Here is a 23256-nt window from a genome sequence, read left to right on the forward strand (position 1 = left end):
TCTGTTCGATGGCTCTGTGGTCCACTTTACCGCACATCTCGGTGTGCGCAAGGGATTTATCGAACTAATTTTCGACACTTTCCTGGAGCAGTTCGGTGGCTGCGGGGAGCACGATTTCGCAGCGATGGTCGATCTTGAGGGTGGCGAGGTCGTCGCCGCGGGTGCCGCCGCGATTGACGATCACGACGGGTTTGCCGTGCTTGGCGGCGTATCGAACGAAGCGCAGCCCGGACATCACGGTGAGTGAACTGCCTGCCACCAGGAGTGCATCGGCGTCGTCGACCATCGAGAAGGCTTGCGTCACAACGTCTTTCGGCGCCACCTCGCCGAAGTAGACGATGTCCGGCTTCAGCGTGCCGCCGCAGACGGGGCAGCCCACGGTGACGAAGTCGGCGGTGTCGTCGAGGACGGCGTCGGCGTCGGGCGCCACCTCGATGGTGCCGCGTCCGACGACGCGCTCACGGAATCCCGGGTTGGCCGCCTCGAGCGCCTCGTCGAGCCGGTGGCGCGACATCCGGTGCCCGCACTGCAGGCACACCACTCGGCCGTACGAACCGTGCAAGTCGAGCACGCGCCGTGAGCCGGCCTTGAGGTGGAGCATGTCGACGTTCTGGGTGAGGACGCCGGTGATCAGGCCCGCGTCCTCCAATTCGGCGAGGGCACGGTGGGCGGCGTTGGGCTCGCTGGCATCCATGTGCCGCCAGCCCAGGTGATTACGCGCCCAGTAGTGACGCTGGAAATCCGCCGAGCTCAGGAACATGTCGATGGTCATCGGCGTGCGGGCCGGTGACCCGGGGCTGCGGTAGTCGGGAATGCCCGACGGGGTGGACAGGCCGGCTCCGGTCAGCGCGAGTGTGCGCCGACCGGCCAGCAACTGTGCCAGCTCGCGACTGCGCCCGACCGGATCGGGGTCGGGCGCAGTCGGTGGGGCGGGGGTCCAGGCCGCGACGGAGCGCATGCTCCCATGGTGGCACAGGACCGGTGCACAGGGGTCAGGCGTCCATGCTGACCAGCGGATACACGCCGTTCTCGTCGTGCACCTCGGTGCCGACCACCGGCGGGTTGAAGACGCACAGCATCCGCATCGGGATGCCCTGGTCCACGGTCACCGTGTGCCGCTCGTGGCCGTCGAGCAGGTACATGGTGCCCGGCGCCAGGGGGTAGTCGACGCCGGTCTCCCGGTCGGTCAGGGTGCCGGTGCCTTCGATCAGCCAGACGGCCTCGACGTGGTTGGCGTAGTGGAACTCGTTGACCGAGCCGGGCTCGATCGTGGTCTCGTGGAACGAGAAACCCACTCGGTCGCCGCCGAGCACGATGCGCTTGGAGCGCCAGTGCCCGGCTGCGACGTCCCGGTCGGTCCCGGTGATCTCCTCGGTGGTGCGCACGATCATGCGGTCACCGCCTTCGGCGCCGGGTTCACCACGGCGACGGCCTCGCGCAGGATTGACAGTCCGTGGATCAGGTCGTCCTCGTCGATGGTCAGCGGCGGCAGCAGCTTGATCACCTCGTCGTTGGGACCGGAGGTCTCGGCCAGCAGGCCCGATTCGTAGGCGATCGCGCATGCCTCGGCGGCCAGGGAGGCCTCCTCGAACACCAGGCCGGCCACCATGCCGCGGCCGCGGTGGGACATGCCCGGGTGACGCGTGCAGATCTCGTCGAAGGCCTCGGCGATGATCGCGCCCTTGCGAGCGACGTCGCGGGTCAGTAGGTCGTCGGCCCAGAACTTGTTGAGCGCGGCGGTGGCGGTGACGAACGCCGGGTTGTTGCCGCGGAAGGTGCCGTTGTGTTCGCCCGGCGACCACACGTCCAGTTCCGGCTTCATCAGGGTCAGTGCCAGCGGGAGGCCGTAGCCGCCGATCGACTTCGACAGCGTGACGATGTCCGGGGTGATGCCGGCGAACTCGAAGGAGAAGAACTCGCCGGTGCGGCCGCAGCCCATCTGCACGTCGTCGACGATCAGCAGGATCTCGCGGTCGTAGCAGAGCTCGGCGAGCGCACGCAGCCACTCGGCGCGCGCCACGTTGACGCCGCCCTCGCCCTGCACGGTCTCCACGATCACCGCGGCGGGACGGTTCAAGCCGGAGCCCTGGTCGTCGAGCACGCGCTCGAACCAGCCGAAGTCCTCGACGGTGCCGTCGAAGTAGTTGTCGAAGGGCATCGGGGTGCTGTGCACCAGCGGGACGCCGGCGCCGGCGCGCTTGTTCGCGTTGCCGGTGACCGACAGCGAGCCGAGCGTCATGCCGTGGAAGGCGTTGGTGAAGCTGATGATCGACTCGCGACCGGTCACCTTGCGGGCGAGCTTCAGCGCCGATTCGACGGCGTTGGTGCCGGTGGGACCGGGGAACTGCACCTTGTAGTCCAGCTTGCGCGGCGCCAGGATCCGGTCCTGGAAGGTCTGCAGGAACTCACCCTTGGCGCGGGTCGACATGTCCAGGCCGTGCGTGATGCCGTCGCGCACCACGTAGTCGATCAGGGCGTCCTTGAGCGTCGGGTCGTTGTGCCCGTAATTGAGCGCACCGGCGCCGGCGAAGAAGTCGAGATACTGCTTGCCGTCGACATCGGTGATCCACGATCCGCTGGCGGTGTCGAACAGGGCCGGCCAGTTCCGGCAGTAGGTGCGGACTTCGGATTCGTATTTACTGAAAGTGGTGTCGTCCACGTGCGTTTCGAGTGTTGTCATCGTTCTATTCCCCTTTATGGAGTTGTCGTCCTGCATGAGCTCTGCGAGCCCGTAGAATTCCCCGGCCGGTGATTTCTAGCCTCGGGACAGGATGTACAAATCCTCTGGTTGGTGGGCATCCGGAAAGACGTCGGCGTCGAACAACGACTCCGATCGGATGTCGAGGCCGAGCTGCTCGGCGGCCGCGGCGAAGAGTCGCTGCGAGCCGACGTTGTCGGGACTGATGGTGGTGTGCAGGCAGGTCACCCCGGCCGTCTGGGCGCGGGTGAACAGGTCGGTCAGCATGCGGGCGGCGATTCCTGCGCCGCGTTGATCCGCATCGACGGCCACTTGCCAGACCATCAGCACGTTCGGCTGATCAGGTCGGCGATAGCCCGTCACGAAACCCACCGGATTTCCGGCGGATTCGGCCACGATCGACGTCTCGGCGAAATCGTGACACCAGAGCACATAGGCGTAGCTGGAATTCACGTCGAGCACGTGCGTGTCGCGAGCGATCTCCCACAATCTGATTCCGTCGTCGACCACCGGTTTCCGAAATTTCACTTCGGAGTCGCGGTGCTGCCTTGATTTCGGTATATCCGGATTCATGACGTTCCCGACGTTAACGAGAACCGGGACCAATGTCAGGTGTGTCCCCGGAATGGGTGACAGATCGGCCGGTTCGTTACTGCTCAGCGGGTAAATGTGGGGTAAGTCACAATGGGTCCGGTCGGGCTTGTCGTCGGGGGCTTAGGATGGGTGCATCATGCCTCGAATCATCGCCGGATCGTTCCGTGGTCGCCGACTGGCGGCACCCGCTCAGAGCACCCGTCCAACCTCCGATCGCGTCCGCGAGGCGATCGCCTCGATGCTCGGTTCGCGGACCGATATCGCCGATGCGCGGGTGCTCGACCTCTACGCCGGCACCGGGGCCCTGGCGCTGGAGACACTGTCCCGCGGCGCCGGGCAGGCCGTGCTCGTCGAAGCCGACCGCAAAGCCGCCACGGTGGCGCGCGAGAACATCGCCCACTGCGGGGCCGGTGACCGGGCGCGCGTCGTGCAGCGCACCGCCGAGTCGTTCCTGGCCGCACCGTCGTCGGTGTTCGATCTGGTATTCCTCGATCCGCCGTACGCGCTCAGCGCCGACGCGGTGACCGCGGTGCTGGCGGCACTGCCACCGCACCTGGCGCCGGGGGCGTGGGTGGTCCTCGAACGCGCGAGTCGCGACGAGGATCCACGGTGGCCGGACGCGCTGGAAGAAGTCGCGCGCAAGGACTACGGCGACACCACCGTCACGCTCGCCCAGTTGGTGTAGCCCCAGTCGGTGTCGCCCCAGTCGGCATTGCAGCAGGTGGGTAAGGTCTGGGCTCATGAGTGCAGCTGTGTGCCCCGGCTCCTACGATCCCTTCACCCGCGGACATCGTTTCGTGGTGGAGAAGGCCGCTCAGCGGTTCGACCGCGTCATCGTCGCCGTGGTGGTGAACCCGAACAAGCGCGGCATGTTCACCGTCGACGAGCGCATCGCGCTGATTGAAGCCGACTGCGCCGATCTGCCCAACGTCGAGGTGCGGAGCTGGACCGGCCTGCTGGTGGATCTGGTCCGCGAGGAGGACGCCACCACCATCGTCAAGGGCCTGCGGTCGGAGACCGACTTCGCCTACGAGGTGCCGATGGCCCAGATGAATCGCGAGCTCTCCGGCGCCGAGACCTTCTTCATGGTGACCGATCCGAAGTTCGCGCACGTCTCCAGTTCGCTGGTCAAGGAAGTGGCCAAGCTGGGTGGGGAGACCTCGCCGTACCTGTCGCCGGCCATTCACGCGGCGCTGATGGATCGCATCGAGGACGTCCGCTCGGTCTAAGGGGCGAATCGCGACACGCCCACGCGCCTCCCCAGTCACACGAACAACATTCGGCACAATGGCCTCAGAATTAACGACCAGGCCAGACTTTCGCTGCTGCGCCGGATTGGGGTAACCGTGTACCGCTGCTTCGAGGCAATGGAAGAACTGATCGCGATCGTCGAGGAGGCACGTAGCGTCCCGATGTCCGCGAATTGCGTCGTCCCGCGCGAGGCCGTGCGGGAGCTGCTCGCCGATCTGCGCGAGGCGCTGCCCATCGAGCTCGACGATGCGCAGGACGTGCTCGACGAGCGCGACTCGCTGATCGACAATGCCCGCGAGAGCGCCGACACCATGGTCACTACGGCCGAGCAGGACAGCCAGGCCATGATGGCGCAGGCCCGCGCCGAGTCCGACCGCACGCTGTCCGAGGCCAAGAGTCGTGCCGACCGCATGGTCGACGAGGCCACCGCCCACGCCGCGTCGATCCAGCAGAACGCCGCCGACGAAGCACAGCGCCTGCAGCACAGTGCCCAGCGCGAGCACGAGGCCGTCACCGGCCGCGCCCGTTCCGAGGCCGCCCGCGTGATCGAGGCCGGCAACGCGAACTACGAGAAGTCGGTGTCCGACGGCATCGCCGAGCAGCAGCGCCTGGTCTCCGAGGCCGAAGTGGTGATCGCCGCCAAGAGCGAGGCCGACCGCATCGTCGACTCCGCGTACGCCGAGTCCGATCGCCTGCGCGGCGAATGCGACGTCTACGTCGACGAGAAGCTGGCCGGCTTCGAAGAGGTGCTGACCGGCACGCTGCGTTCGGTGAACCGCGGTCGCCAGCAGCTGCGCACCGGTGCGGCCATGCACGACTACGTCGAGTACCCGCACCAGTACGAGCAGGGGCCGCGCGCAGCCGCCCCGATGGCCGGCTGATCGGAATTTGGCGCGCACGCTAAAATGTGCGGCGTGAGCGCCTTGCCTAGCACCAGTCCCTATGTGATCGATGTGCGGAGTCTGCCGCGCCGCCCCGGCTCGATGATCGAGGTGGAGCGCACCGTCGTCGTTCCCGAGCGGATCGGCGCCGAGATGATCGGCATCGAGGCGGGCTCGGAGATCGACCTGACCCTGCGACTGGAGTCGGTGTCCGAGGGCGTGCTGGTCAGCGGCACCGCGAGCGCCGACCTCGAAGGCCAGTGCGGTCGTTGCCTGGAGCCGCTGTCCGACGGCGTCACGGTGTACATCACCGAACTGTTCGCCTACCCGGACAGCGTCACCGAGCAGACCACCGACGAAGAGGACGTGTCCCGGCTCGTCGACGACGAGGTGGACCTGGAACAGCTGATCATCGACCTGGTCGGCACTGAGCTGCCGCTGAGCCCGGTGTGCTCGGACGACTGCCCGGGCCTGTGTGCCGAGTGCGGTGTCCGCCTCGCCGACGCCGAGCCCGACCACGGACACGAGCAGATCGATCCGAGGTGGGCCGGCCTGGCCGGCCGGTTCGGTTCCGACTCGGGCGATGCGCCCGGGGACTCGTCGACGGACTCGGTGGAGGGCCGGTAAGTCATGGCGCGTGTAGCCGACCCGACCGCGCTGACCGCCGCCCTCGGGGTGGAGATCGGTGCCGAACTCCTCACCATGGCGCTGACGCACCGCTCGTACGCGTACGAGAACGGCGGACTGCCCACCAACGAGCGGCTGGAGTTCCTCGGGGACTCGGTCCTCGGCGTGGTCGTCACCGAACGTCTCTACCTGGGCTTTCCCGATCGCCCCGAAGGTGAACTCGCCAAGATCCGCGCGAGCGTGGTGAACATGCACGCCCTCGCCGAGGTGGCCCGCGAGCTGGGCCCCGGCGGTCTGGGTGCGCACCTGTATCTCGGGCGCGGCGAAGAGCTGACCGGCGGCCGCGACAAGGCCAGCATTCTGGCCGACGGCCTGGAGTCGTTGCTGGGTGCGGTGTTTTTGGAGCACGGCATCGCGGTGGCCAAAGAGGTGGTGCTCCGGCTGTTCGAGCCGGTGATCGCCCGCTCCGGCGAGCTCGGTGCCGGCCTGGACTGGAAGACCTCGCTGCAGGAACTGACTGCGGCGCGCAATCTCGGTGTGCCGCAGTACCAGATCACCTCCACCGGGCCCGACCACGACAAGGAGTTCACCGCCGCTGCCGTGGTGAACGGCAAGGCGCGCGGATCGGGGACCGGTCGTACCAAGAAGGAAGCCGAGCAGAAGGCTGCCGCGTTGGCCTGGCGGTCCCTGAACGACGGCGCCGATCCTGCCGACTCCGGCGCGGCGGACGCGGGGGAGACGGGCGCGGGTGCCTGAACTTCCCGAGGTGGAGACCATCCGCCGCGGGCTGCACACGCACCTCGTCGGACGGCGGGTCACCGGGGTGCAGGTGCGGCACCCGCGCGCGGTGCGCCGTCACCTGCCCGGCGGACAGGATCTGGCAGATCGGTTGCGCGGCAAGCGATTCGACGACGTCGCACGTCGCGGCAAGTACCTCTGGCTGGACGCCGCCGACGCGGCCGACGACGTCGCGGTGGTGGTGCACCTGGGCATGAGCGGGCAGATGCTGCTCGCCGAGGCCGGTGCGCCGGACCCCGTCCATCTGCGGATCCGGGCCGAGCTCGACGACGGCAACGAACTGCGTTTCGTGGATCAGCGGACGTTCGGCGGGTGGCACCTGGACGAGTACACCCCGGAGGCCGAGGGCGGGCTGCCGGTGTCGATCGCGCACATCGCCGCCGACCCGTTCGACCCCGCCTATGACCCCGCTGCGGTGATAGAAGTGTTGCGCCGCAAGGACACTGAGATCAAGCGGGCGCTGCTGGACCAGACGGTGGTCTCCGGCGTGGGGAACATCTACGCCGACGAAGCCCTGTGGCGGGCGCAGTTGCATGGGCGTCGTCGTACCAAGGGCATTCCGCGCGCCGGCTTACTGTCGTTGTTGGATCAGGCCCGGATCGTGATGGCCGAGGCGATCACCGTGGGCGGCACGTCGTTCGACGAGCTGTACGTGAACGTCAACGGCGAATCGGGATACTTCGACCGGTCGTTGAACGCGTACGGACGGGAGGGCGAGGAATGCCCGCGCTGCGGGACCCCGATGGTCCGCGAGTCGTTCATGAACCGCAGCTCGTTCTTCTGTCCCCAGTGCCAGCGGCCTCCGCGCCGCCGATGATCGATCGCGAGAAAGAAGCGGCAGTGGGAAGTGCATCGAACCCGCACTATCTCGACATCGACGGGGAGGGGCCGTCGCCGACGACCAGCCACCCGAATTATGTTGCGGCGGTTCCGGATTGGTTTTGGAGCGAGGACGACCCGCGTGCGCCGTTCGGCACCGATGACGGGCACGACACGTTCAGCGCGCTGCAGACGTACTTCGCTGACGGCGGCCGCGATCGAGATGTTCCCGGTTTCGTCGCGCGCCCGATCTCGGGCTGGGATCTGGTCTCGGACGCTATTTGGGACGGCGCAACGGGAGCGGTCATCGCCTGGCTCGACGCCGATGCGGTCCACGCCCGTTTCCTCCACGGTCAGATCGACGCGTACGTCGCGGCGGCATGTGGTCAGTTCAAGATCTCGGGTGGGATCCACCCGTCGCTGCGATCTTCGGCCGAGCGTGCCTTGACGCTCATGGAGCTTGCTCTGGTTCCGTGGGCGCAGAAGACCGTCGGCTCGGAGACCGACTGTTACGACGAGAAGGTCGCTGGCACTCGTGCGGTCCTCGCGGCCGCCCCGGAGCAGCCCGAGGAGATGTGACCGCAGCCATTGAGGACGTGTGCCCAACCAATGTCGTGCGACTGTATGAAATTCGGCGCCGATGGGGGACTGGGTCAGACTCTTGACCAGGCCTGCCCCGGATCGTCGTAGGCGCCTGGAAGAATGAGGGCATGCAGATCAAGACGCGCCAGCGGGTGCGAGACCTCGCCGAGGTGTACACCCACTCCCGCGAAGTCAACGCCATGCTCGATCTGGTCCCGACCATGTTCCCCAGTGCTGAGGACCCGAGTAACACCGACCGCAAGTTCTTCGAGCCCGCGGCCGGGTCCGGCAATTTCCTCGAAGAGATCTTGGTCCGCAAGCTCGCCTTCGTGACTCGGGAGCGTTATCAAACCGGCCAGCAATACGAGCACCGTATCCTTCGGGCGCTGGCGTCGATCTATGCCATCGACATCGACGCCGAGAACGTCACCGAGTCCAAGCAACGGTTGCGCGCTGTCATCATCGCGCACCTGGACAACGATCTGAACACCCGCGAGACCACCTCCGGCTTCGCCGGTGCAGTCGAGGCGATCTTGGCGACCAACATCGTGCAGGCCGACACCCTCACCGACCTCGACTCGATCGAGTGGGTTGACTACCGTGCTGGCCGCAACGGCACGTTCACCCGCGAATGGTCGACTGTCGCGGCCGAACAGGATCAGCTCGACATGTTCGCTGTGCCGAAGCTAGACACGACACCGGTGCCTTACGCATTGCTGCTGGCCAATCCCGAGCCGGTCACCGGCCAGGTCAAAAGGATCGGCGCATGAGTCGATTCGACCAGCACGTCCCCGACATCCTCGACTGCCTGGCTCAGCTGTCCAATGATGAGGTGCCAACGTCGCCGAAGCTGGCCCGCGCCATGCTCGACCTATTGCCTGAGCACGTCTGGCACGAGCCGGACTATCGCTGGCTCGATCCGTTCAGCAAGTCGGGAGTGTTCCTGCGCGAGATCGCCACTCGGCTACTCGACGGCCTGACAGACTGGGAGCCGGACTTCGCCAAACGCCGCGAGCACATCTTCCGCAATATGCTTTACGGCGCCGCTATCACGGAGATGACCGGCATCATCTCTCGGCGTAGCGTCTACTGCGCGGCTGATGCCTCCAGCGCTTATAGCGTCGTTCGGTTTGATGACCCCGCCGGGAACATTCCATACGTCCTATCTGTGCACGATTTCGACGCCGACGGTAAGTGCAGGATTTGTCGCGCCCCGGAGAGCATCGAACGCGGCGAAGGCCGCGAGAACCACGCCTACTCGTTCATTCACGACACATACCCCACCCAGGAGATGGCTGCCATGAAGTTCGACGTCATCGTCGGCAACCCGCCGTACCACCTCGAAGACGGTGGACACGGGACCAGCGCCACCAACCTGTACCACCTCTTTGTCGATAAGGCGCGCGAACTCAACCCGCGATACATAACCATGATCATTCCGTCGCGATGGTTCGGCGGCGGCAAAGGCCTTGACTCGTTCCGCGACTCACTCCTCAACGACAACCGACTCCGGTCGATTACTGACTATCTGAGTGCGTCGGATCCGTTTCCTGGGGTCGGACTAAAAGGCGGCGTCTCCTACTTCCTGTGGGACCGCGACAATCCGGGGGAGTGCACGGTGACGACTCGCTACAAGGACTGGCCAGTCTCAGTCGCCACACGACCTCTACTCGAACCCGGCGTCGACGTGTTCATTCGATTCAACGAGGGCGTCGCGATCCTCAAGAAGGTAATGTCTGTCGAAACAGGGGCCACTAACATGCTGGCGCTGCCCGACGAAAAGAACTTCGGCAATCTTGTCAGCTCGCGAAAGCCGTTTGGCCTTAGCACCAAGTTTAAGGGGCATTCGTCCAAGGAACCAGGAGACCTCAAGCTCTATCGTAATGGCGGGACCAGCTTCGTCGGCCGTGACGAATTGCTGGCCGGCGCAGACTTGGTGGACGCCTGGAAGATCTACGTCGGCCGGGCGGCGCCTGGAACAGGAAACAAGGACACGTACCCCCACCGGGTCATCAGTACGCCGTTCAAGGGTGAGCCACGGAGCGCGTCCTCGGAGACGTATCTATGTGTTGGGCCGTTCGCCAATGAGTCCGAGGTCGACAGTGCTCTCTCATACTTGCAGTGCCGCCTTCCTCGCTTCTTGATTCAGTTGCGGAAGGCGTCCCAAGACACCACCCGCCGTGTCTATGCCTCTGTGCCATTGCAAACATGGGATCGTGCGTGGACCGACGCCGATCTCTACGCCAAGTACGGCCTGAACGACGATGAGATCGCCTTCATTGAGAGCATCGTTCGGCCGCTCAGAGACGGCTCCACCGCATGACCAACCGCCTCTACGCCTACACCGTCGTCGGCAAGGACAAAGAGCCCTGGGAGCGAAGCGCGGGAGAGTCCTTGACTACGGGACACGGCCTTATCAAAGTCGGCCAAACCACCAAGGGCGCTGCTCGCGCGCGCATCAAGCAGCAGTTGGGCACTGCCTATCCGAACCTCAAAGGTGTCCAGATCCTGCTGGATGAGCCTGCGGAGCGCGCCGACGGAACCGAGTTCTCAGACCACGATGTCCATGCAGCTCTCGTCTCCGCCGGCATTCACCGCATCGGTGGCGAATGGTTTGAGGCGACCCTAGACGAGGTCAAGGCGGCGGTCGCCACCGTGGTCTCGGGCGCTGCCTACCACCCGACCCGAACGCAGACCTTCAAGCCGCGTCCTGAGCAACAGGCCGCCATCGACCAGACCGTCGCCTACTTCCAGGCTCACAGCGGTACGCAGGCCCCCAAGTTCCTGTGGAACGCCAAGATGCGGTTCGGCAAGACCTTCGCCACGTACGAGCTGGCAAAGGAGATGGGCTGGAAGCGCGTCTTGGTACTGACGTTTAAGCCCGCCGTGGCCACCGCCTGGCATGACGACTTGGTAAGCCACGTCGACTTTGACGGCTGGCGTTACATCGACAAGAACAGCCCCTCTGATGAGCGTGATGAGGCGGCCGACTTTGACGGCCCGGTGGTTTGGTTCGCCTCGTTGCAGGACCTGGGCGGCCGGGATGCCGAAGGCAACATCAAAGCCCGCAACGAGGCCATCCACCTCATCGACTGGGACGCCATCGTGCTCGACGAGTACCACTTCGGCGCCTGGCGAGACTCCGCGCGCGCCCTGTACGACCCCGTTGACGCCGCTATCGCCGAAGCCGAGGAGCCCGACGATCAGGTCACCGTTGACGAGATAGACGAAGATCTGGCCGTGCACGGCGATCACTACCTCTATCTCTCGGGTACCCCGTTCCGTGCCATTACCGAGGGCGAGTTCACTGAGGACGCGATCTTCAACTGGACCTACATCGATGAGCAGCGCGAGAAGGTCACCTGGGAGGACGCGGGCACGCCGAACCCTTATCTGTCGCTGCCGCAGATGCAGATGTACACCTACGACATGGGTGCCGGCGCGGCCGAGTACGCCGAGGACGGAGAGTTCGCGGGATTCAGCCTCAATGAGACATTCAAGGCGACGAAGGGGCCCGGCGGTTACGGCTTTGAGCGTCCCGATGAGGTTGCCGAGTTCCTGGAATTGCTCCGCGGGAAGCTCAGCGAGCAGATGAAGCTGCAGGTGCAGGCTCAGGACAAGCCGCCGTTCCCGTACGAAGCCCATCGATTCAAGTCGGCGATCAAGCACTCGGTCTGGTACTTGCCTAGCGTCGCGTCATGTTTCGCTATGGCCAATATGCTGCGCGAGCATCCGTACTTCTCGCAGTTTGAGGTCGTCGTCGCAGCAGGGAATAAGGCAGGTCAGGGCGCGGCCGCATTGCCGCCCGTCGAGGCCGCGATCGCTGAGGTCAAGACCACTGGCGGACCCGGATCGATCACATTGTCCTGTGGCAAGCTGATGACCGGTGTGACAGTGCGGGAGTGGGGCGCCATCTTCATGCTGCGTTCGCTCAAGAGCCCCGAGTCCTACTTTCAAGCGGCCTTCCGCGTGCAGTCACCATGGGCGCACCGTGACGCGGAAGGGAATCTCGACGTTCACAAGCCCACCTGCTATGTCTTCGAGTTCGACCCCAACCGCGCGCTAAGCCTTGTTGCTGAATATGGCTCGAAGCTCGCGACGACTGGCGATACCACCCCCACCGAGGCAATCGGCGAGCTGATCAACTACCTGCCGATCTTCGGCTTCACCGGCGGCGCTATGACTGCGCTCGATGCCAATGAAGTGCTGAACTGGGCAACGGCTGGCGTAGGCGCCGCAGCCCTCGCCCGCCGTTGGAACTCGCCGCTGTTAGTTGATGTGAATGAGCGCACTCTGGCCGCGGTGCTCGATCGCCCCGATTTGATGGAGACGCTCAGTAACATCGAGGACTTCCGGGCACTCGTCGACAACGCCGCGCAGGTCATCACCAACACCAAGGACTTGAAGAAAGCGAAACGCGAACAGGGCGGCAAGCTCGACGGCGACCAGAAGAAGCAGCAGAGGGAGACGACCAACAAGCGTAAGGAGATCCGCGAGAAGCTGCAGAAGTTCCTCGCCAAGATCCCGGTGTTCATGTACGTCACGGACTTCCGGGAAGAGGCGCTCAAACATGTCATCGAGTCGCTGGACCCCGACCTGTTCGAGAGGGTCACAGGCCTGACCGTCGAGGACTTCCGTACGCTCAACGAGATTGGGCTGTTCAACGCCGCGCACCTTAACCATGCGATCTACCAGTTCAAACGCTTCGAATCGGCCAGTCTCGACTACGCGCTGACTCCCCAGGAGCGCGAACACCGGCACGCGAACGAGCAGATCGGCCTCTGGGACACCGTCGAGACGGGAAGTCGAACGTGAGCGCGCAGGTTATCGCGGTCAACGTCCAGATCCCTGCCGCGACCACGGCACCGGTCGTCGCCGACTTCACGACCCATGCATTGCGCGTGGGCTACTTCCATCGCAGGGGCTGGCAGAACCTTTCGGCGGATGACTGGAACGTGCCTGGCGTTTATGTCCTGATGACCACAGATGGCTCGGGCATCGTTTATGTCGGCAAGTCGGTCAAGTTGCGCAGCCGGATCAGTACTCACAGCAGCGACCCGCAGATCGAGTGGCGGCGCGCTCTGGTAGTCAAGCGCGACACCTCGCACGGTTTCACCAGCGCTGACATCGGCTATCTGGAAGGCCGTCTGGCCGCCGAACTGGCCGCGATCCCGGGCATATTCGTCCACCGCGGCAAGGAGGACCGCGACGACACCCTGCCCCGCCACATGGAACTGAGCCTGGACGAGCTGCTCGGTTCCATCCTCTCTGCAGTCCGACTGGCCGGACTCGACGTGCACAAGCCCGCCGACCTGCCCGATGACGACGAGGACGCCGAGGATCCCGCAGTCAGTAGCGCTGACGTCGCCATGCCGGCCACCACCCACTCCCGACGCCCGCGCCGCACCAAGAAAGCCAAACTGCCCGAACTGGTGGCCGCCGGGCTGATCAGCGCCGGCACCGAGCTGCACCTGAGCCAGGGCGGCACCACCGCGACCGGCACAGTGTCCACCCAGGGCGAGATCGTCGTCGACGGCGTCGCCTACAGCTCGGTCAGCAAAGCTGCCCAAACCGCCCTCAACAGTGGCCGCGACGAGGCCGCGCAGGTTCTCTCCTCTAACGGCTGGGTAACCTGGCACATCGGCAGCCTGGCCGGACCCGTTCTGGACTCGTTGCGCGACCAGTACGCCGATGCACAGCAGGCGCAGTAGCGCCCGTTCGTCGGCCTACTCGTTGGACTCGCACCAGGCCGCGACTGCCGCGGCGAGCGCCTCGTCGTTACCGACGCCCAGCTCGGCGGCCACCTCGTTGAAGCTGTCCACCAGCTCCTGCGGCACGTTCCCCTTCAGTTCGGCGCTGTTGGTCTTGTACGGCGCCGGTGCCGCGGCGAGTGCCTCTCGCTCCTTTTCGAACTCCTCGAACAGCTCTTGGTAGTGCCGCTGCAGTGGTTGCATCCGCTGGCGCGGCTCGAACCACTTGAGCCGTCTGCACTTCTTCTGCTTAGAGCTGGCGATACCGCGGTTGTGGGCGTAGTCGTTGCGCATGAATCCCAGTTCGCGCATCAGTGTCGAGCGCACCGCGCGGTCTGGGCAGCCATGGATCTGCGCGAGCCGGCGTCGGTAGTTCAGCTCCCACTCGGTGAAGAAGGTGACCACCCACCGGCCTGCGAACTGGCTCTGCATCGATGTCTGCGTCTCGACTTCGAACTGTTCCATGTACTCCTTCATGCCTGCGACTCCCGGGTGCACTGTCGCCAGTAGGTCCGAGAAGGGGATCGTCGTTGCCGACGTCTCATCGGTGCTCTGGAGCATCATCACGTCGAATTGCTGCGGCGTCGCGCCGACCGACCCCTTGCGAATGTCGGAGACTCGCTTGTCCCACTCGTCGCCCAGTAGCTCCATGACCCCGCGGTGGCCCAGCCGCGCGGTGATCACCATCGCCTTGAGGTCGTTGATCATCTCGCTCACGACTTCCTCGGCGGTCTCGGGATCGTCGACCCCCTCCGCCAGGCGCTGCTCTGCTTCTTTCGCCATATCCAGAACTCTCGTGATTTGGTCCAGACTCAAGTCGGTTGGGTCGATCGCACGCACGGCATCGACCACCGGCGTGATCACCGCGCGCAGCTGCGTGCCCGGCGCGGGCTCGGCGACGTCCCAGTGGCCCAGAATCGGCGACGAGATCGCCGCCGTGGTCAGCTCGACTGCCTGTGCGTGCGGGAACGATTTCACCCCGCCGTTGCGCATGGTGCCGATCGACATTTCGAACGGCATTGTGGCCTGGTCGAGGACGTGCTGCCAGCGCTGGGCCTGCTCTGCTCTGCGGTGCTCATGCTCGGCAGGCTAGCTGGCGGCACCGACGGGCCGCTGTCCGCAGACTGGGCGTTGAGATCGCGGCGACGCACCCTTGAGTGCGGACGCAGGATTGATCTGCTGGGTCTCCGCACCAGGCCATGCCGTCCCTGCCCATCCGCGGGATCGGGGCCGAGCTCGATGACGGCAATGAACTGCGTTTCGTGGATCAGCGGACGTTCGGCGGGTGGCACTTGGACGAGTACACCCCGGGGGCCGAGGGTGGGCTGCCGGTGTCGATCGCGCACATTGCCGCGGACCCGTTCGACCCGGCGTACGACCCCGCTGCGGTGGTAGAAGTGTTGCGGCGCAAGGACACTGAGATCAAGCGGGCGCTGCTGGACCAGACGGTGGTCTCCGGCGTGGGGAATATCTACGCCGACGAAGCCTTGTGGCGGGCGCAGTTGCGTGGGCGTCGTCGTACCAAGGGCATTCCGCGCGCCGGCTTGCTGTCGTTGTTGGATCAGGCCCGCAGCGTGATAGTCGAGGCGATCACTGTGGGCGGCACGTCGTTCGACGACCTGTATGTGAACGTCAACGGCGAATCGGGGTACTTTGACAGATCGCTCAATTCATATGGCAGACATGGCCTGCCTTGTCCGAGGTGCGGGACGCTCATCGTGCGCGAGCAGTTCATGAATCGCGGCTCGCGCTTCTGCCCTCGCTGCCAGCCTGCACCAAGGCGTCGCACCCGTAGTTGACCTCGCCCTGTACGCCGCAAGCCGCTGCCGCCGTGTATGCGATGAGTTCAGCGGGTGTGACCGTCACATCTGTTCCTGTGGATCGGCGCAGCGCATCGAGACGTCGGCCGGCGAGCGCTTTTCGGGCGCTCATGTCGCGCAGGCGGCCGCGAGCCGCGGCTGGCGACGGCGGTGTCATAGCGTCGTAGCAACACTGCAGGCCACCAGGGGTTGCAGGTAGCACGACGGGAGACCCGGGTGGGGCTTGGACGGATGATGCTGACGGTGGCGGATCGAACGGAGATCGCCGTCGGCAGACGGGCGGGGATGACGGTCACCGCGATCGCCGAGCAGATCGGCCGGGACAAGTCGATCGTGTCGCGAGAGATCAAACGCAACGCCACCAATGCCGGCACCTATCGCGTCATACACGCCGACAAGCAAGCGAAGGCACGACGAGCCCGCCCACAGACCAGAACGATCGACACCGACTCGGTACTCGCCGAACGAGTACGATCCGACCTGCGCGCATCGCGGACACCCAGACAGATCGCTGGCCGATTGAAACTCGAGTCCGAAGACTCCACAGTGGACCCCATGACGGGATCACCGAACGCCCACGGACGCCGCATTTCACACGAATCGATCTATCGGTGGATCTACGCTCTCCCGAAGGGAGAGTTGGCTGCTCAGGGCATCCTGCTGCAGTCCAAACGCACCGTGCGCACACCGAGGAAGTCGGCCGGTGAGCGATCAGCGCGGATCGTGGGCATGGTCAGTATCGATGACCGCCCCGAGACAGCATCTGATCGGCGGGTGCCGGGCTGGTGGGAGGGGGATCTGATCGTCGGGAAGGCCGGCCAGTCCGCGGCGGTAACACTGGTGGAACGCACGAGCCGGTACACGCTGATCCTGGGTCTGCCAGACGGGAAGAAAGCGTCGGGTGTTGCCGATGTGCTGATCGATCACCTGCGGGGACTACCGCAGTTCATGCGGAAAGGGCTGACGTGGGATCAAGGCACTGAGATGGCTGAGCATGCCAGCGTCACCGTCGCCGCCGACCTGCCGATCTACTTCGCTCATCCCCGCTCACCATGGGAACGACCTACCAACGAGAACACCAACGGCCTGATCCGCGAGTACCTGCCCAAGGGCACCGAGATCCCGTCCGACCAGCTCTACCTGGAAGCGATCGCCCGCGAGCTCAATGAGCGGCCACGCCAATGCCTGGGCTTCTACACCCCGAGGGAAGCCTTCGAACGCCTACTCAAAGACAACGTTGCTTCCACGATTTGACACCGCCTCAGCCTGGACGACCACTGCGCGGACTTCGTTGCCGGTCAGGTGTCCTCGGGTCGCTATCGGTCGGCGAGCGATGTCGTCCAAGCCGGACTTCGTGTTCTGGAGGAGCGAGAGACGCAGTTGGACGCACTCCGTGGCGAGCTCGTTTCGGGCGAGGAGAGCGGGGAGCCGGAGCCCTTTGACTTCGACGCGTTCATCGCAGCGAAGACCGGTGAGGCTGGGACAAGCGTCTCGACCGTCCGCCACTAGGCTCGATGGGGAGAGCCGACCGTCCACCGCGTCGGCGAGCGTCCCGATCGAAAGGCACGACACATGACCGAACTGTGGGTCACCCGCACCGGCACCCGCCGCTACACTGGACGATCCGACCGGGGCGCGGAAGTGCTGATCGGTTCGGCAGGCGACGAGGGCGTCTTCTCGCCCGGCGAACTGCTGAAGATCGCCCTGGCCGCGTGCGCGGGGCTGTCGGCTGACTTCACGTTGAGCCGTCGTCTGGGCGACGACTTCGATGCCACCATTCGCGTCTCCGGCGAGGCCGACCGGGAGAACGAGGTGTATCCGCGACTGGACGAGGTGATGGAGCTGGACCTGTCCGAAATGGATCCGGCCGCTGCCGAGCGTCTGCTGACCGTCGTTCAGAAGGCCGTCGACAAGTACTGCACCGTGGGTCGCACGCTGAAGGCTGGCGCCGAGGTGAACCTGACGATCGTTCCGGACTGAGCACCGCGATGTCCGAATCGGTACAGCGTCTGACCGCCCACGTGCACGGCCACGTGCAGGGCGTGGGCTTTCGGTGGTGGACGCGGTCGCGCGCACTGGAGCTCGGGCTGACCGGCTACGCCAAGAACCTGGCGGACGGTCGAGTGTTGGTGGTGGCCGAGGGGCCGCGGCCGGCGCTGGATGCGCTGCTGGCCGCGCTGCGCTCGGGGGACACCGCCGGGCGCGTCGACCTGGTGGTGGAAACCTTCGACCCGCCGCGCGGGGAACACACCGGATTCCGCGAGCGGTGAGCGGTGCGGCCCGTCACCCTGGGTATTCTTGGTCCTCGTGCACCTGAAAAGCCTGACCCTGAAGGGCTTCAAGTCCTTTGCGTCGGCGACGACTCTGCGCTTCGAGCCGGGGATCACCTGCGTGGTGGGTCCCAACGGCTCGGGCAAGAGCAACGTCGTCGACGCGTTGACGTGGGTGATGGGCGAGCAGGGTGCCAAGGCGCTGCGCGGCGGCAAGATGGCCGACGTCATCTTCGCCGGCACCTCGGGCCGGGCCCCGCTGGGCCGCGCCGAAGTGACGCTGACGATCGACAACTCCGACGGCGCGCTGCCGATCGAATACTCCGAAGTGTCGGTGACCCGCCGGATGTTCCGCGACGGCGCGGGCGAATACGAGATCAACGGCACGCCCTGCCGTCTGTTGGACGTGCAGGAACTGCTGTCGGACTCCGGTATCGGCCGCGAGATGCACGTCATCGTCGGACAGGGTCGCCTCTCGACGATCCTGGAATCCCGACCGGAAGAACGACGCGCCTTCATCGAAGAGGCTGCCGGCGTCCTCAAGCATCGTCGACGACGAGAGAAGGCCGCCCGCAAGCTGGACGCGATGGCCGGCAACCTCGCCCGACTGACCGACCTGACCGGCGAACTGCGCCGCCAGCTCAAGCCCCTCGGACGGCAAGCCGAAGTGGCCCGACGCGCCGCCACCGTGCAGGCCGAGCTCCGCGACGCGCGGCTGCGCCTGGCCGCCGACGACCTGGTGCAGCGACGCACCGAGATGGCCGAACACTCCGCGGTGGAGGAAGAGGTCCGCCGCAAGGCCGACGAAGTGGCCGTCGAACTCGACGAGGCCACCGCGGCGCTGGCCGTGGCCCAGGAGCAGCTCGCGCAGGTGGCGCCGGCCGCGTCCGAGGCGGGCCGGGCCTTCTACACTCTCTCCGCGCTGGGCGAGCGCGTCGAAGGCACCCGGCGACTCGCGGCCGAGCGGGCCACCAACCTGGCCGGCCCCAGCGCCGCGCCGACCGGCCCCGACCCGGAAGAACTGGAACGACGCGCCGAGGAAGCCGCGCTCGCCGAAGCCGAACACGACGCCGTGGTCGAGGAGACCGCCGGGCAGCTGGAGTACGCCACCGCGGCGCTGGCCGCCGCCGAGCAGGCCTCCAGCCAGGCCGAACGCGCCCATCTCGCGGCGGTGCAGGCCGTCGCCGACCGCCGCGAAGGACTGGCCCGACTGGAAGGCCAGGCCGCCACGCTGCGCAGTCGCGTCGAGTCGGTCGAAGGGGAGACGCTGCGCCTCACCGAGGCGATCGACGCCGCCGCCGAGCGCGCCGCGACGGCGCAGCGCGAGTTGGACGCCGCCGCCGAGCGCATGCGCGAACTGGAAGACCGCGAAGAAGGACTCGACGCCCACCACGAGCGCTGCGCCGCCGCGCTGGCGAAGGCCCAGGCCAAGGTGGAGGAACTGCGCCTGTCCGAGCGGGAGACGCAGCAGCAGATCGCCTCGCTGACCGCCCGCATCGATGCGCTCGCTGTGGGCTTGGAGCGCGCCGACGGTGGTGCCTGGCTGCTGGAGCGGGGCGCAGACGGCCTGCTCGCGCCGCTCTCGGAACTGATCACCGTGGAACCCGGGTACGAGACCGCGATCGCCGGCGCCCTGGGCCGGGCGGTCGACGCGATCGCCACGGTCGACGAGGCCGCGGCGCTCGCCGCCCTCGATGCGCTGCGGGTGGGCGACGGCGGCCGCGCCGCACTGCTCGTCGGCGGCCTGCCCGATCAGGTGCGCGGCGACCTGCCGCAACTGCCGTCCGGAACGGTGTGGGCCCGCGACGTGGTGACCGCGCCCGGCTCCATCGCCGGTGCCCTCGACCTGCTACTCGCGCAGATCGTGCTGGTCGACGACGCCGCCGACGCCATGACCGTCGCCCGCAAGCACAACGTCCTCGCCGTGACCCGGGTCGGCGACCGCGTGAGTGCGGCGGTGGTGGAGGGCGGCGTCTCGGCGCGGCCGTCGACCCTGGAAGTCCAGTCGGCCATCGACACTGCCACCGAAGACCTGGCCCGCGCCCGCCGCTCCGCCGAACAGTTCGACGCCGACCTCACCCAGGCGCTCACCGACGAACGCGAGGCCGCCGAGGACGCCGAAGGCGCGCTCGCCGCGCTGGGGGAGTCCGACGCGAACGTCGGCGCCGCCTACGAACTACTGGGCCGCCTCGGCTCGGAGATCCGCGCCGCGCAGCAGGAGGCGCAGCGGCTGGTACGCCAGCGCGAGCGCGCCGAAGAGGGCCGCGCCACCAACCTGACCGAACTCACCGAACTGGAAGAGCGCCTGCGGCTGGCCGTCGACGAAGGCAGTGCCGTGCACGACGACGATGCCGACCGCGCTCTCCGCGAAGCCGCCGCCGCCGAAGTCGCCACCGCCCGCTCGGTGGAAGTGGAGACCCGGCTCGCGCTGCGCACCGCCGAGGAGCGGCTCGCGTCGTTCCGCGGCAAGGCCGAGGGACTGCGCCGCAGTGCCGCCGCCGAACGCAGCAACCGCGAACGACAGCAACGCCAGGACGCGCAGCGCCGGTACGCCGCCGGCGTCGCCGCCGCGGTGGCCGCCGCCGCCGACAAGGTGGTGGCCGCGGTGGCGCTCACCGTCGCCGACGCCGCGGCCGGACGCGATGAACTCGAGGCCGCCCGCACGGTCCACGCCGCCGAGGTCGACACGCTGCGCGCCCGCGTCGATGCGGCGACCGCCACCATGAACTCGCTGCGCGATGCCGTGCACCGCGACGAGCTGGCCAAGGCGCAGGCCGCGCTGCGTATCGAGCAGTTGGAGGAGCAGATCCTCGAGCAGTTCGCGGTGGCGCCCGACGACCTGGTCGCCGAGTACGGCCCGGACGTGCCGATGCCGCCGTCGGACCTGGAATTCCGCGAGTACGAGGACGCCAAGGCGCGCGGTGAGCTCGTCGTCGCTCCGGCGGCGATGCCCTTCGACCGGGCCACCCAGGAAGCCCGCGCCAAGCGCGCGCAGAAGGACCTGACGACGCTCGGCAAGGTGAATCCGCTTGCCCTGGAAGAGTTCTCGGCGCTCACCGAGCGGTACGAGTTCCTCTCCACCCAGCTCGAGGACGTGAAGGGCGCCCGCGCCGACCTGCTCGACGTGATCGCCGAAGTGGACGCGCGCATCCTGCAGGTCTTCACCGAGGCGTACGCCGACGTGGAGAAGGAGTTCACCCAGGTCTTCGCCACGCTGTTCCCGGGCGGCGAGGGCCGCCTGGTGCTCACCGACCCCAGCGACATGCTCACCACCGGCGTCGAGGTGGAGGCCCGTCCGCCGGGCAAGAAGGTCAAGCGGCTGTCGCTGCTGTCCGGCGGCGAGAAGTCGCTGACCGCGGTGGCCATGCTGGTCGCGATCTTCCGGGCGCGCCCCTCGCCGTTCTACGTCATGGACGAGGTGGAAGCGGCGCTCGACGACGCCAACCTCCGCCGACTCATCAGCCTCTTCGAGCAGCTGCGTGAGCGCAGCCAGCTAATCGTCATCACCCATCAGAAGCCGACCATGGAGATCGCCGACGCGCTGTACGGCGTGAGCATGCGCGGCGACGGCATCACCGAGGTCATCTCCCAGCGCCTGAAAGGCTCCGCGTGAACACTCAAGTCATCATCGGCATCGTCATCGGCGTCGTCCTGCTCGTGGCGTTGATCGCCGGCACCGGCATCGTGCTGCAGCGTCGTCGTCGCATCTCGCTCTCGGACGCGCCGACCACGCGCACGGTCGACGGCGAGCGCGAGGTCGACAAGTCCGGCGGCTATCAGACCGGCTCGGGCTTCTCCTTCACCCAGGGCGGCACCGCCACCCTGGAACCGGAGACGCCGAAGCCGGTGGAGCCCACGCCCGCCCCGAAGCCGGAAGCCCCGAAGCCTGAGGTTACGAAGCCCGCGGAGCCGGCGCCGTCGGTGGCCGATGAGGCCGAGAAGATTCTGGAGACCGACGCCGACGCGGAGACGGCTGCGGAGCCGCTCGTCGTCGAAGAGGCCGTCGAGGCCGCCGAGGTCGAGACCGTCGAGCCCGAGACCGCCGCACCGGAGACTGCTGCACCCGAGACAGCTGCACCGGAGGCTGCTCCCGAGGCGGAGGCACCCGCGGTCGAGACTCCCGAGGTCGAGGTTCCCGAGACCGCCGCGCCCGCCGTCGAGACCGCACCGCAGCTCGACGAGATCGCGCCCACCGAAGGCCGCCTCTCGCGTCTGCGCGGCCGGCTGTCGCGCTCGCAGGGCGCCATCGGTTCGTCGATGCTCGGCCTGCTGGGCGCCGGCGACCTCGACGAGGACAGCTGGGAGGAGATCGAAGACACCCTGGTGATGGCCGACCTGGGCACGACGGCCACCACCGCCGTGATCGAGGCGCTGCGCATCGAGCTGGCCTCGGACAAGGTGCGGTCGGCCGACGACGCGCGCGCCGCGCTGCGCCGCGTCCTCGTCGACCAGCTGCGCCCGGAGCTTAACCGTTCGGTCAAGGCGCTGCCGCACGCCGGCGGCCCGGCCGTGGTCCTGGTGGTCGGCGTCAACGGCGTCGGCAAGACCACCACCACCGGCAAACTGGCCCGCGTCCTGGTGGCCGACGGCCGCCGCGTCCTGCTGGGCGCCGCGGACACCTTCCGCGCGGCCGCCGCCGACCAGCTCCAGACCTGGGGCGAGCGCGTGGGTGCCGGCATCGTGCGCGGTAAGGAAGGCGCCGACCCGGCGTCGGTCGCTTTCGACGCAGTGGTGACCGGCATCGACGACGGCGTCGATGTGGTCCTCATCGACACAGCAGGCCGCCTGCACACCAAGACCGGACTGATGGACGAGCTCGGCAAGGTCAAGCGCGTGGTTGAGAAGAAGACCCCGGTCGACGAGGTGCTGCTGGTCCTCGACGCCACCGTCGGCCAGAACGGGCTGGCGCAGGCCAAGGTCTTCGCCGAGGTCGTCGACCTCACCGGCGTGGTGCTCACCAAGCTCGACGGCACGGCCAAGGGCGGCATCGTGTTCCGGATCCAGGACGAGCTCGGCGTGCCGGTGAAGCTGGTCGGTCTGGGCGAGGGCGCGGACGATCTCGCGCCGTTCGACCCGGGCGCCTTCGTCGACGCTCTGCTGTAACAGCGGGCCCGGCGGGGCGGTCGCGGCGCAGGGCCATACTGGTGGGGAACCGGCCGAAAGGGA

At 66.8% G+C, this 23256-nt stretch carries 22 protein-coding genes and 1 pseudogene; 18 read left to right on the forward strand and 5 right to left on the reverse strand.

Going from position 1 to position 23256, the window contains the following annotated elements; all coding sequences use genetic code 11:
* Positions 1-64 precede the first annotated feature (64 nt).
* From MUG78_RS12790 to ectA, 4 genes are all read right to left on the reverse strand, one after another.
* Positions 65-958, reverse strand: coding sequence for a Sir2 family NAD-dependent protein deacetylase (locus MUG78_RS12790; protein WP_246995343.1), 894 nt, complete (start codon positions 956-958; stop codon positions 65-67).
* 34 nt (positions 959-992) lie between these two features.
* Positions 993-1391 (reverse strand): ectoine synthase, encoded by a 399-nt coding sequence (locus MUG78_RS12795; protein WP_246995345.1) that lies wholly within the window; start codon positions 1389-1391, stop codon positions 993-995.
* On the reverse strand, positions 1388-2680 hold the full coding sequence (ectB, locus tag MUG78_RS12800) for a diaminobutyrate--2-oxoglutarate transaminase (RefSeq protein ID WP_246995347.1): 1293 nt from the start codon (positions 2678-2680) through the stop codon (positions 1388-1390). The genes MUG78_RS12795 and ectB overlap by 4 nt, the downstream gene beginning before the upstream one ends.
* 75 nt (positions 2681-2755) lie before the next feature.
* The gene (gene ectA / locus MUG78_RS12805) at positions 2756-3271 is read right to left on the reverse strand and encodes a diaminobutyrate acetyltransferase (RefSeq protein WP_246995349.1); all 516 of its coding nucleotides are present in this window, start codon (positions 3269-3271) and stop codon (positions 2756-2758) included.
* A gap of 157 nt (positions 3272-3428) precedes the next feature.
* Here ectA and rsmD point away from each other — a divergent pair, with 157 nt between their 5' ends.
* The 11 genes from rsmD to MUG78_RS18315 all read left to right on the forward strand — a co-directional run bounded on the left by rsmD (position 3429) and on the right by MUG78_RS18315 (position 13961).
* Positions 3429-3977, forward strand: a complete 549-nt coding sequence (rsmD, locus tag MUG78_RS12810) for a 16S rRNA (guanine(966)-N(2))-methyltransferase RsmD (protein ID WP_246995351.1) — start codon at positions 3429-3431, stop codon at positions 3975-3977.
* Positions 3978-4032: 55 nt separating this feature from the next.
* Positions 4033-4521 carry a pantetheine-phosphate adenylyltransferase gene (gene coaD / locus MUG78_RS12815; protein ID WP_246995353.1) on the forward strand — a complete coding sequence of 163 codons (489 nt, stop codon included), beginning with the start codon at positions 4033-4035 and terminating at the stop codon, positions 4519-4521.
* Positions 4522-4638: 117 nt separating this feature from the next.
* Positions 4639-5424, forward strand: a complete 786-nt coding sequence (locus tag MUG78_RS12820; protein WP_246995355.1) for a DivIVA domain-containing protein — start codon at positions 4639-4641, stop codon at positions 5422-5424.
* 24 nt (positions 5425-5448) lie between these two features.
* The gene (locus MUG78_RS12825) at positions 5449-6051 is read left to right on the forward strand and encodes a YceD family protein (RefSeq protein WP_372493224.1); all 603 of its coding nucleotides are present in this window, start codon (positions 5449-5451) and stop codon (positions 6049-6051) included.
* Positions 6052-6054: 3 nt separating this feature from the next.
* A complete protein-coding gene (rnc, locus tag MUG78_RS12830; RefSeq protein WP_246995357.1) occupies positions 6055-6807 on the forward strand; it encodes a ribonuclease III in 753 nt (250 codons plus the stop codon).
* Positions 6800-7666 carry a bifunctional DNA-formamidopyrimidine glycosylase/DNA-(apurinic or apyrimidinic site) lyase gene (gene mutM, locus MUG78_RS12835; protein WP_246995359.1) on the forward strand — a complete coding sequence of 289 codons (867 nt, stop codon included), beginning with the start codon at positions 6800-6802 and terminating at the stop codon, positions 7664-7666. The genes rnc and mutM overlap by 8 nt, the downstream gene beginning before the upstream one ends.
* Before the next feature lie 23 nt (positions 7667-7689).
* Positions 7690-8247 carry a hypothetical protein gene (locus tag MUG78_RS12840; protein ID WP_246995361.1) on the forward strand — a complete coding sequence of 186 codons (558 nt, stop codon included), beginning with the start codon at positions 7690-7692 and terminating at the stop codon, positions 8245-8247.
* A gap of 203 nt (positions 8248-8450) precedes the next feature.
* Positions 8451-9020 (forward strand): type III restriction endonuclease subunit M, encoded by a 570-nt coding sequence (locus tag MUG78_RS12845; protein WP_246995363.1) that lies wholly within the window; start codon positions 8451-8453, stop codon positions 9018-9020.
* Positions 9017-10573 carry an Eco57I restriction-modification methylase domain-containing protein gene (locus tag MUG78_RS12850; RefSeq protein WP_246995365.1) on the forward strand — a complete coding sequence of 519 codons (1557 nt, stop codon included), beginning with the start codon at positions 9017-9019 and terminating at the stop codon, positions 10571-10573. Before MUG78_RS12845 ends, MUG78_RS12850 begins: the two co-directional genes overlap by 4 nt.
* Complete coding sequence (locus tag MUG78_RS12855; protein ID WP_246995366.1) at positions 10570-13065, forward strand: DEAD/DEAH box helicase; 2496 nt, start codon at positions 10570-10572, stop codon at positions 13063-13065. The genes MUG78_RS12850 and MUG78_RS12855 overlap by 4 nt, the downstream gene beginning before the upstream one ends.
* Complete coding sequence (locus MUG78_RS18315) at positions 13062-13961, forward strand: restriction system modified-DNA reader domain-containing protein (protein ID WP_246995368.1); 900 nt, start codon at positions 13062-13064, stop codon at positions 13959-13961. Before MUG78_RS12855 ends, MUG78_RS18315 begins: the two co-directional genes overlap by 4 nt.
* Positions 13962-13976: 15 nt before the next feature.
* Here the strand turns inward: MUG78_RS18315 and MUG78_RS12865 are convergent, their stop codons facing one another.
* Positions 13977-15008 (reverse strand): hypothetical protein, encoded by a 1032-nt coding sequence (locus MUG78_RS12865; protein ID WP_246995370.1) that lies wholly within the window; start codon positions 15006-15008, stop codon positions 13977-13979.
* A gap of 215 nt (positions 15009-15223) precedes the next feature.
* Here MUG78_RS12865 and MUG78_RS12870 point away from each other — a divergent pair.
* The 7 genes and pseudogenes from MUG78_RS12870 to ftsY form a co-directional block, all read left to right on the forward strand.
* Positions 15224-15799: pseudogene (locus tag MUG78_RS12870) on the forward strand (zinc finger domain-containing protein); the annotation flags it as partial.
* Positions 15800-16054: 255 nt separating this feature from the next.
* The gene (locus MUG78_RS12875) at positions 16055-17074 is read left to right on the forward strand and encodes an IS30 family transposase (RefSeq protein ID WP_246996808.1); all 1020 of its coding nucleotides are present in this window, start codon (positions 16055-16057) and stop codon (positions 17072-17074) included.
* 12 nt (positions 17075-17086) lie between these two features.
* The gene (locus tag MUG78_RS12880) at positions 17087-17329 is read left to right on the forward strand and encodes a type II toxin-antitoxin system ParD family antitoxin (protein WP_246997020.1); all 243 of its coding nucleotides are present in this window, start codon (positions 17087-17089) and stop codon (positions 17327-17329) included.
* A gap of 63 nt (positions 17330-17392) precedes the next feature.
* Positions 17393-17800 carry an OsmC family protein gene (locus MUG78_RS12885; RefSeq protein WP_246995372.1) on the forward strand — a complete coding sequence of 136 codons (408 nt, stop codon included), beginning with the start codon at positions 17393-17395 and terminating at the stop codon, positions 17798-17800.
* A gap of 8 nt (positions 17801-17808) precedes the next feature.
* Complete coding sequence (locus MUG78_RS12890) at positions 17809-18090, forward strand: acylphosphatase (RefSeq protein WP_246995374.1); 282 nt, start codon at positions 17809-17811, stop codon at positions 18088-18090.
* A gap of 37 nt (positions 18091-18127) precedes the next feature.
* On the forward strand, positions 18128-21703 hold the full coding sequence (smc, locus tag MUG78_RS12895) for a chromosome segregation protein SMC (protein ID WP_246995376.1): 3576 nt from the start codon (positions 18128-18130) through the stop codon (positions 21701-21703).
* Positions 21700-23193 carry a signal recognition particle-docking protein FtsY gene (gene ftsY, locus MUG78_RS12900; protein WP_246995378.1) on the forward strand — a complete coding sequence of 498 codons (1494 nt, stop codon included), beginning with the start codon at positions 21700-21702 and terminating at the stop codon, positions 23191-23193. The genes smc and ftsY overlap by 4 nt, the downstream gene beginning before the upstream one ends.
* Positions 23194-23256 lie beyond the last annotated feature (63 nt).

Origin of the sequence: Gordonia alkaliphila (genome assembly GCF_023017165.1) — a bacterium.
Taxonomy (GTDB): domain Bacteria; phylum Actinomycetota; class Actinomycetes; order Mycobacteriales; family Mycobacteriaceae; genus Gordonia; species Gordonia alkaliphila.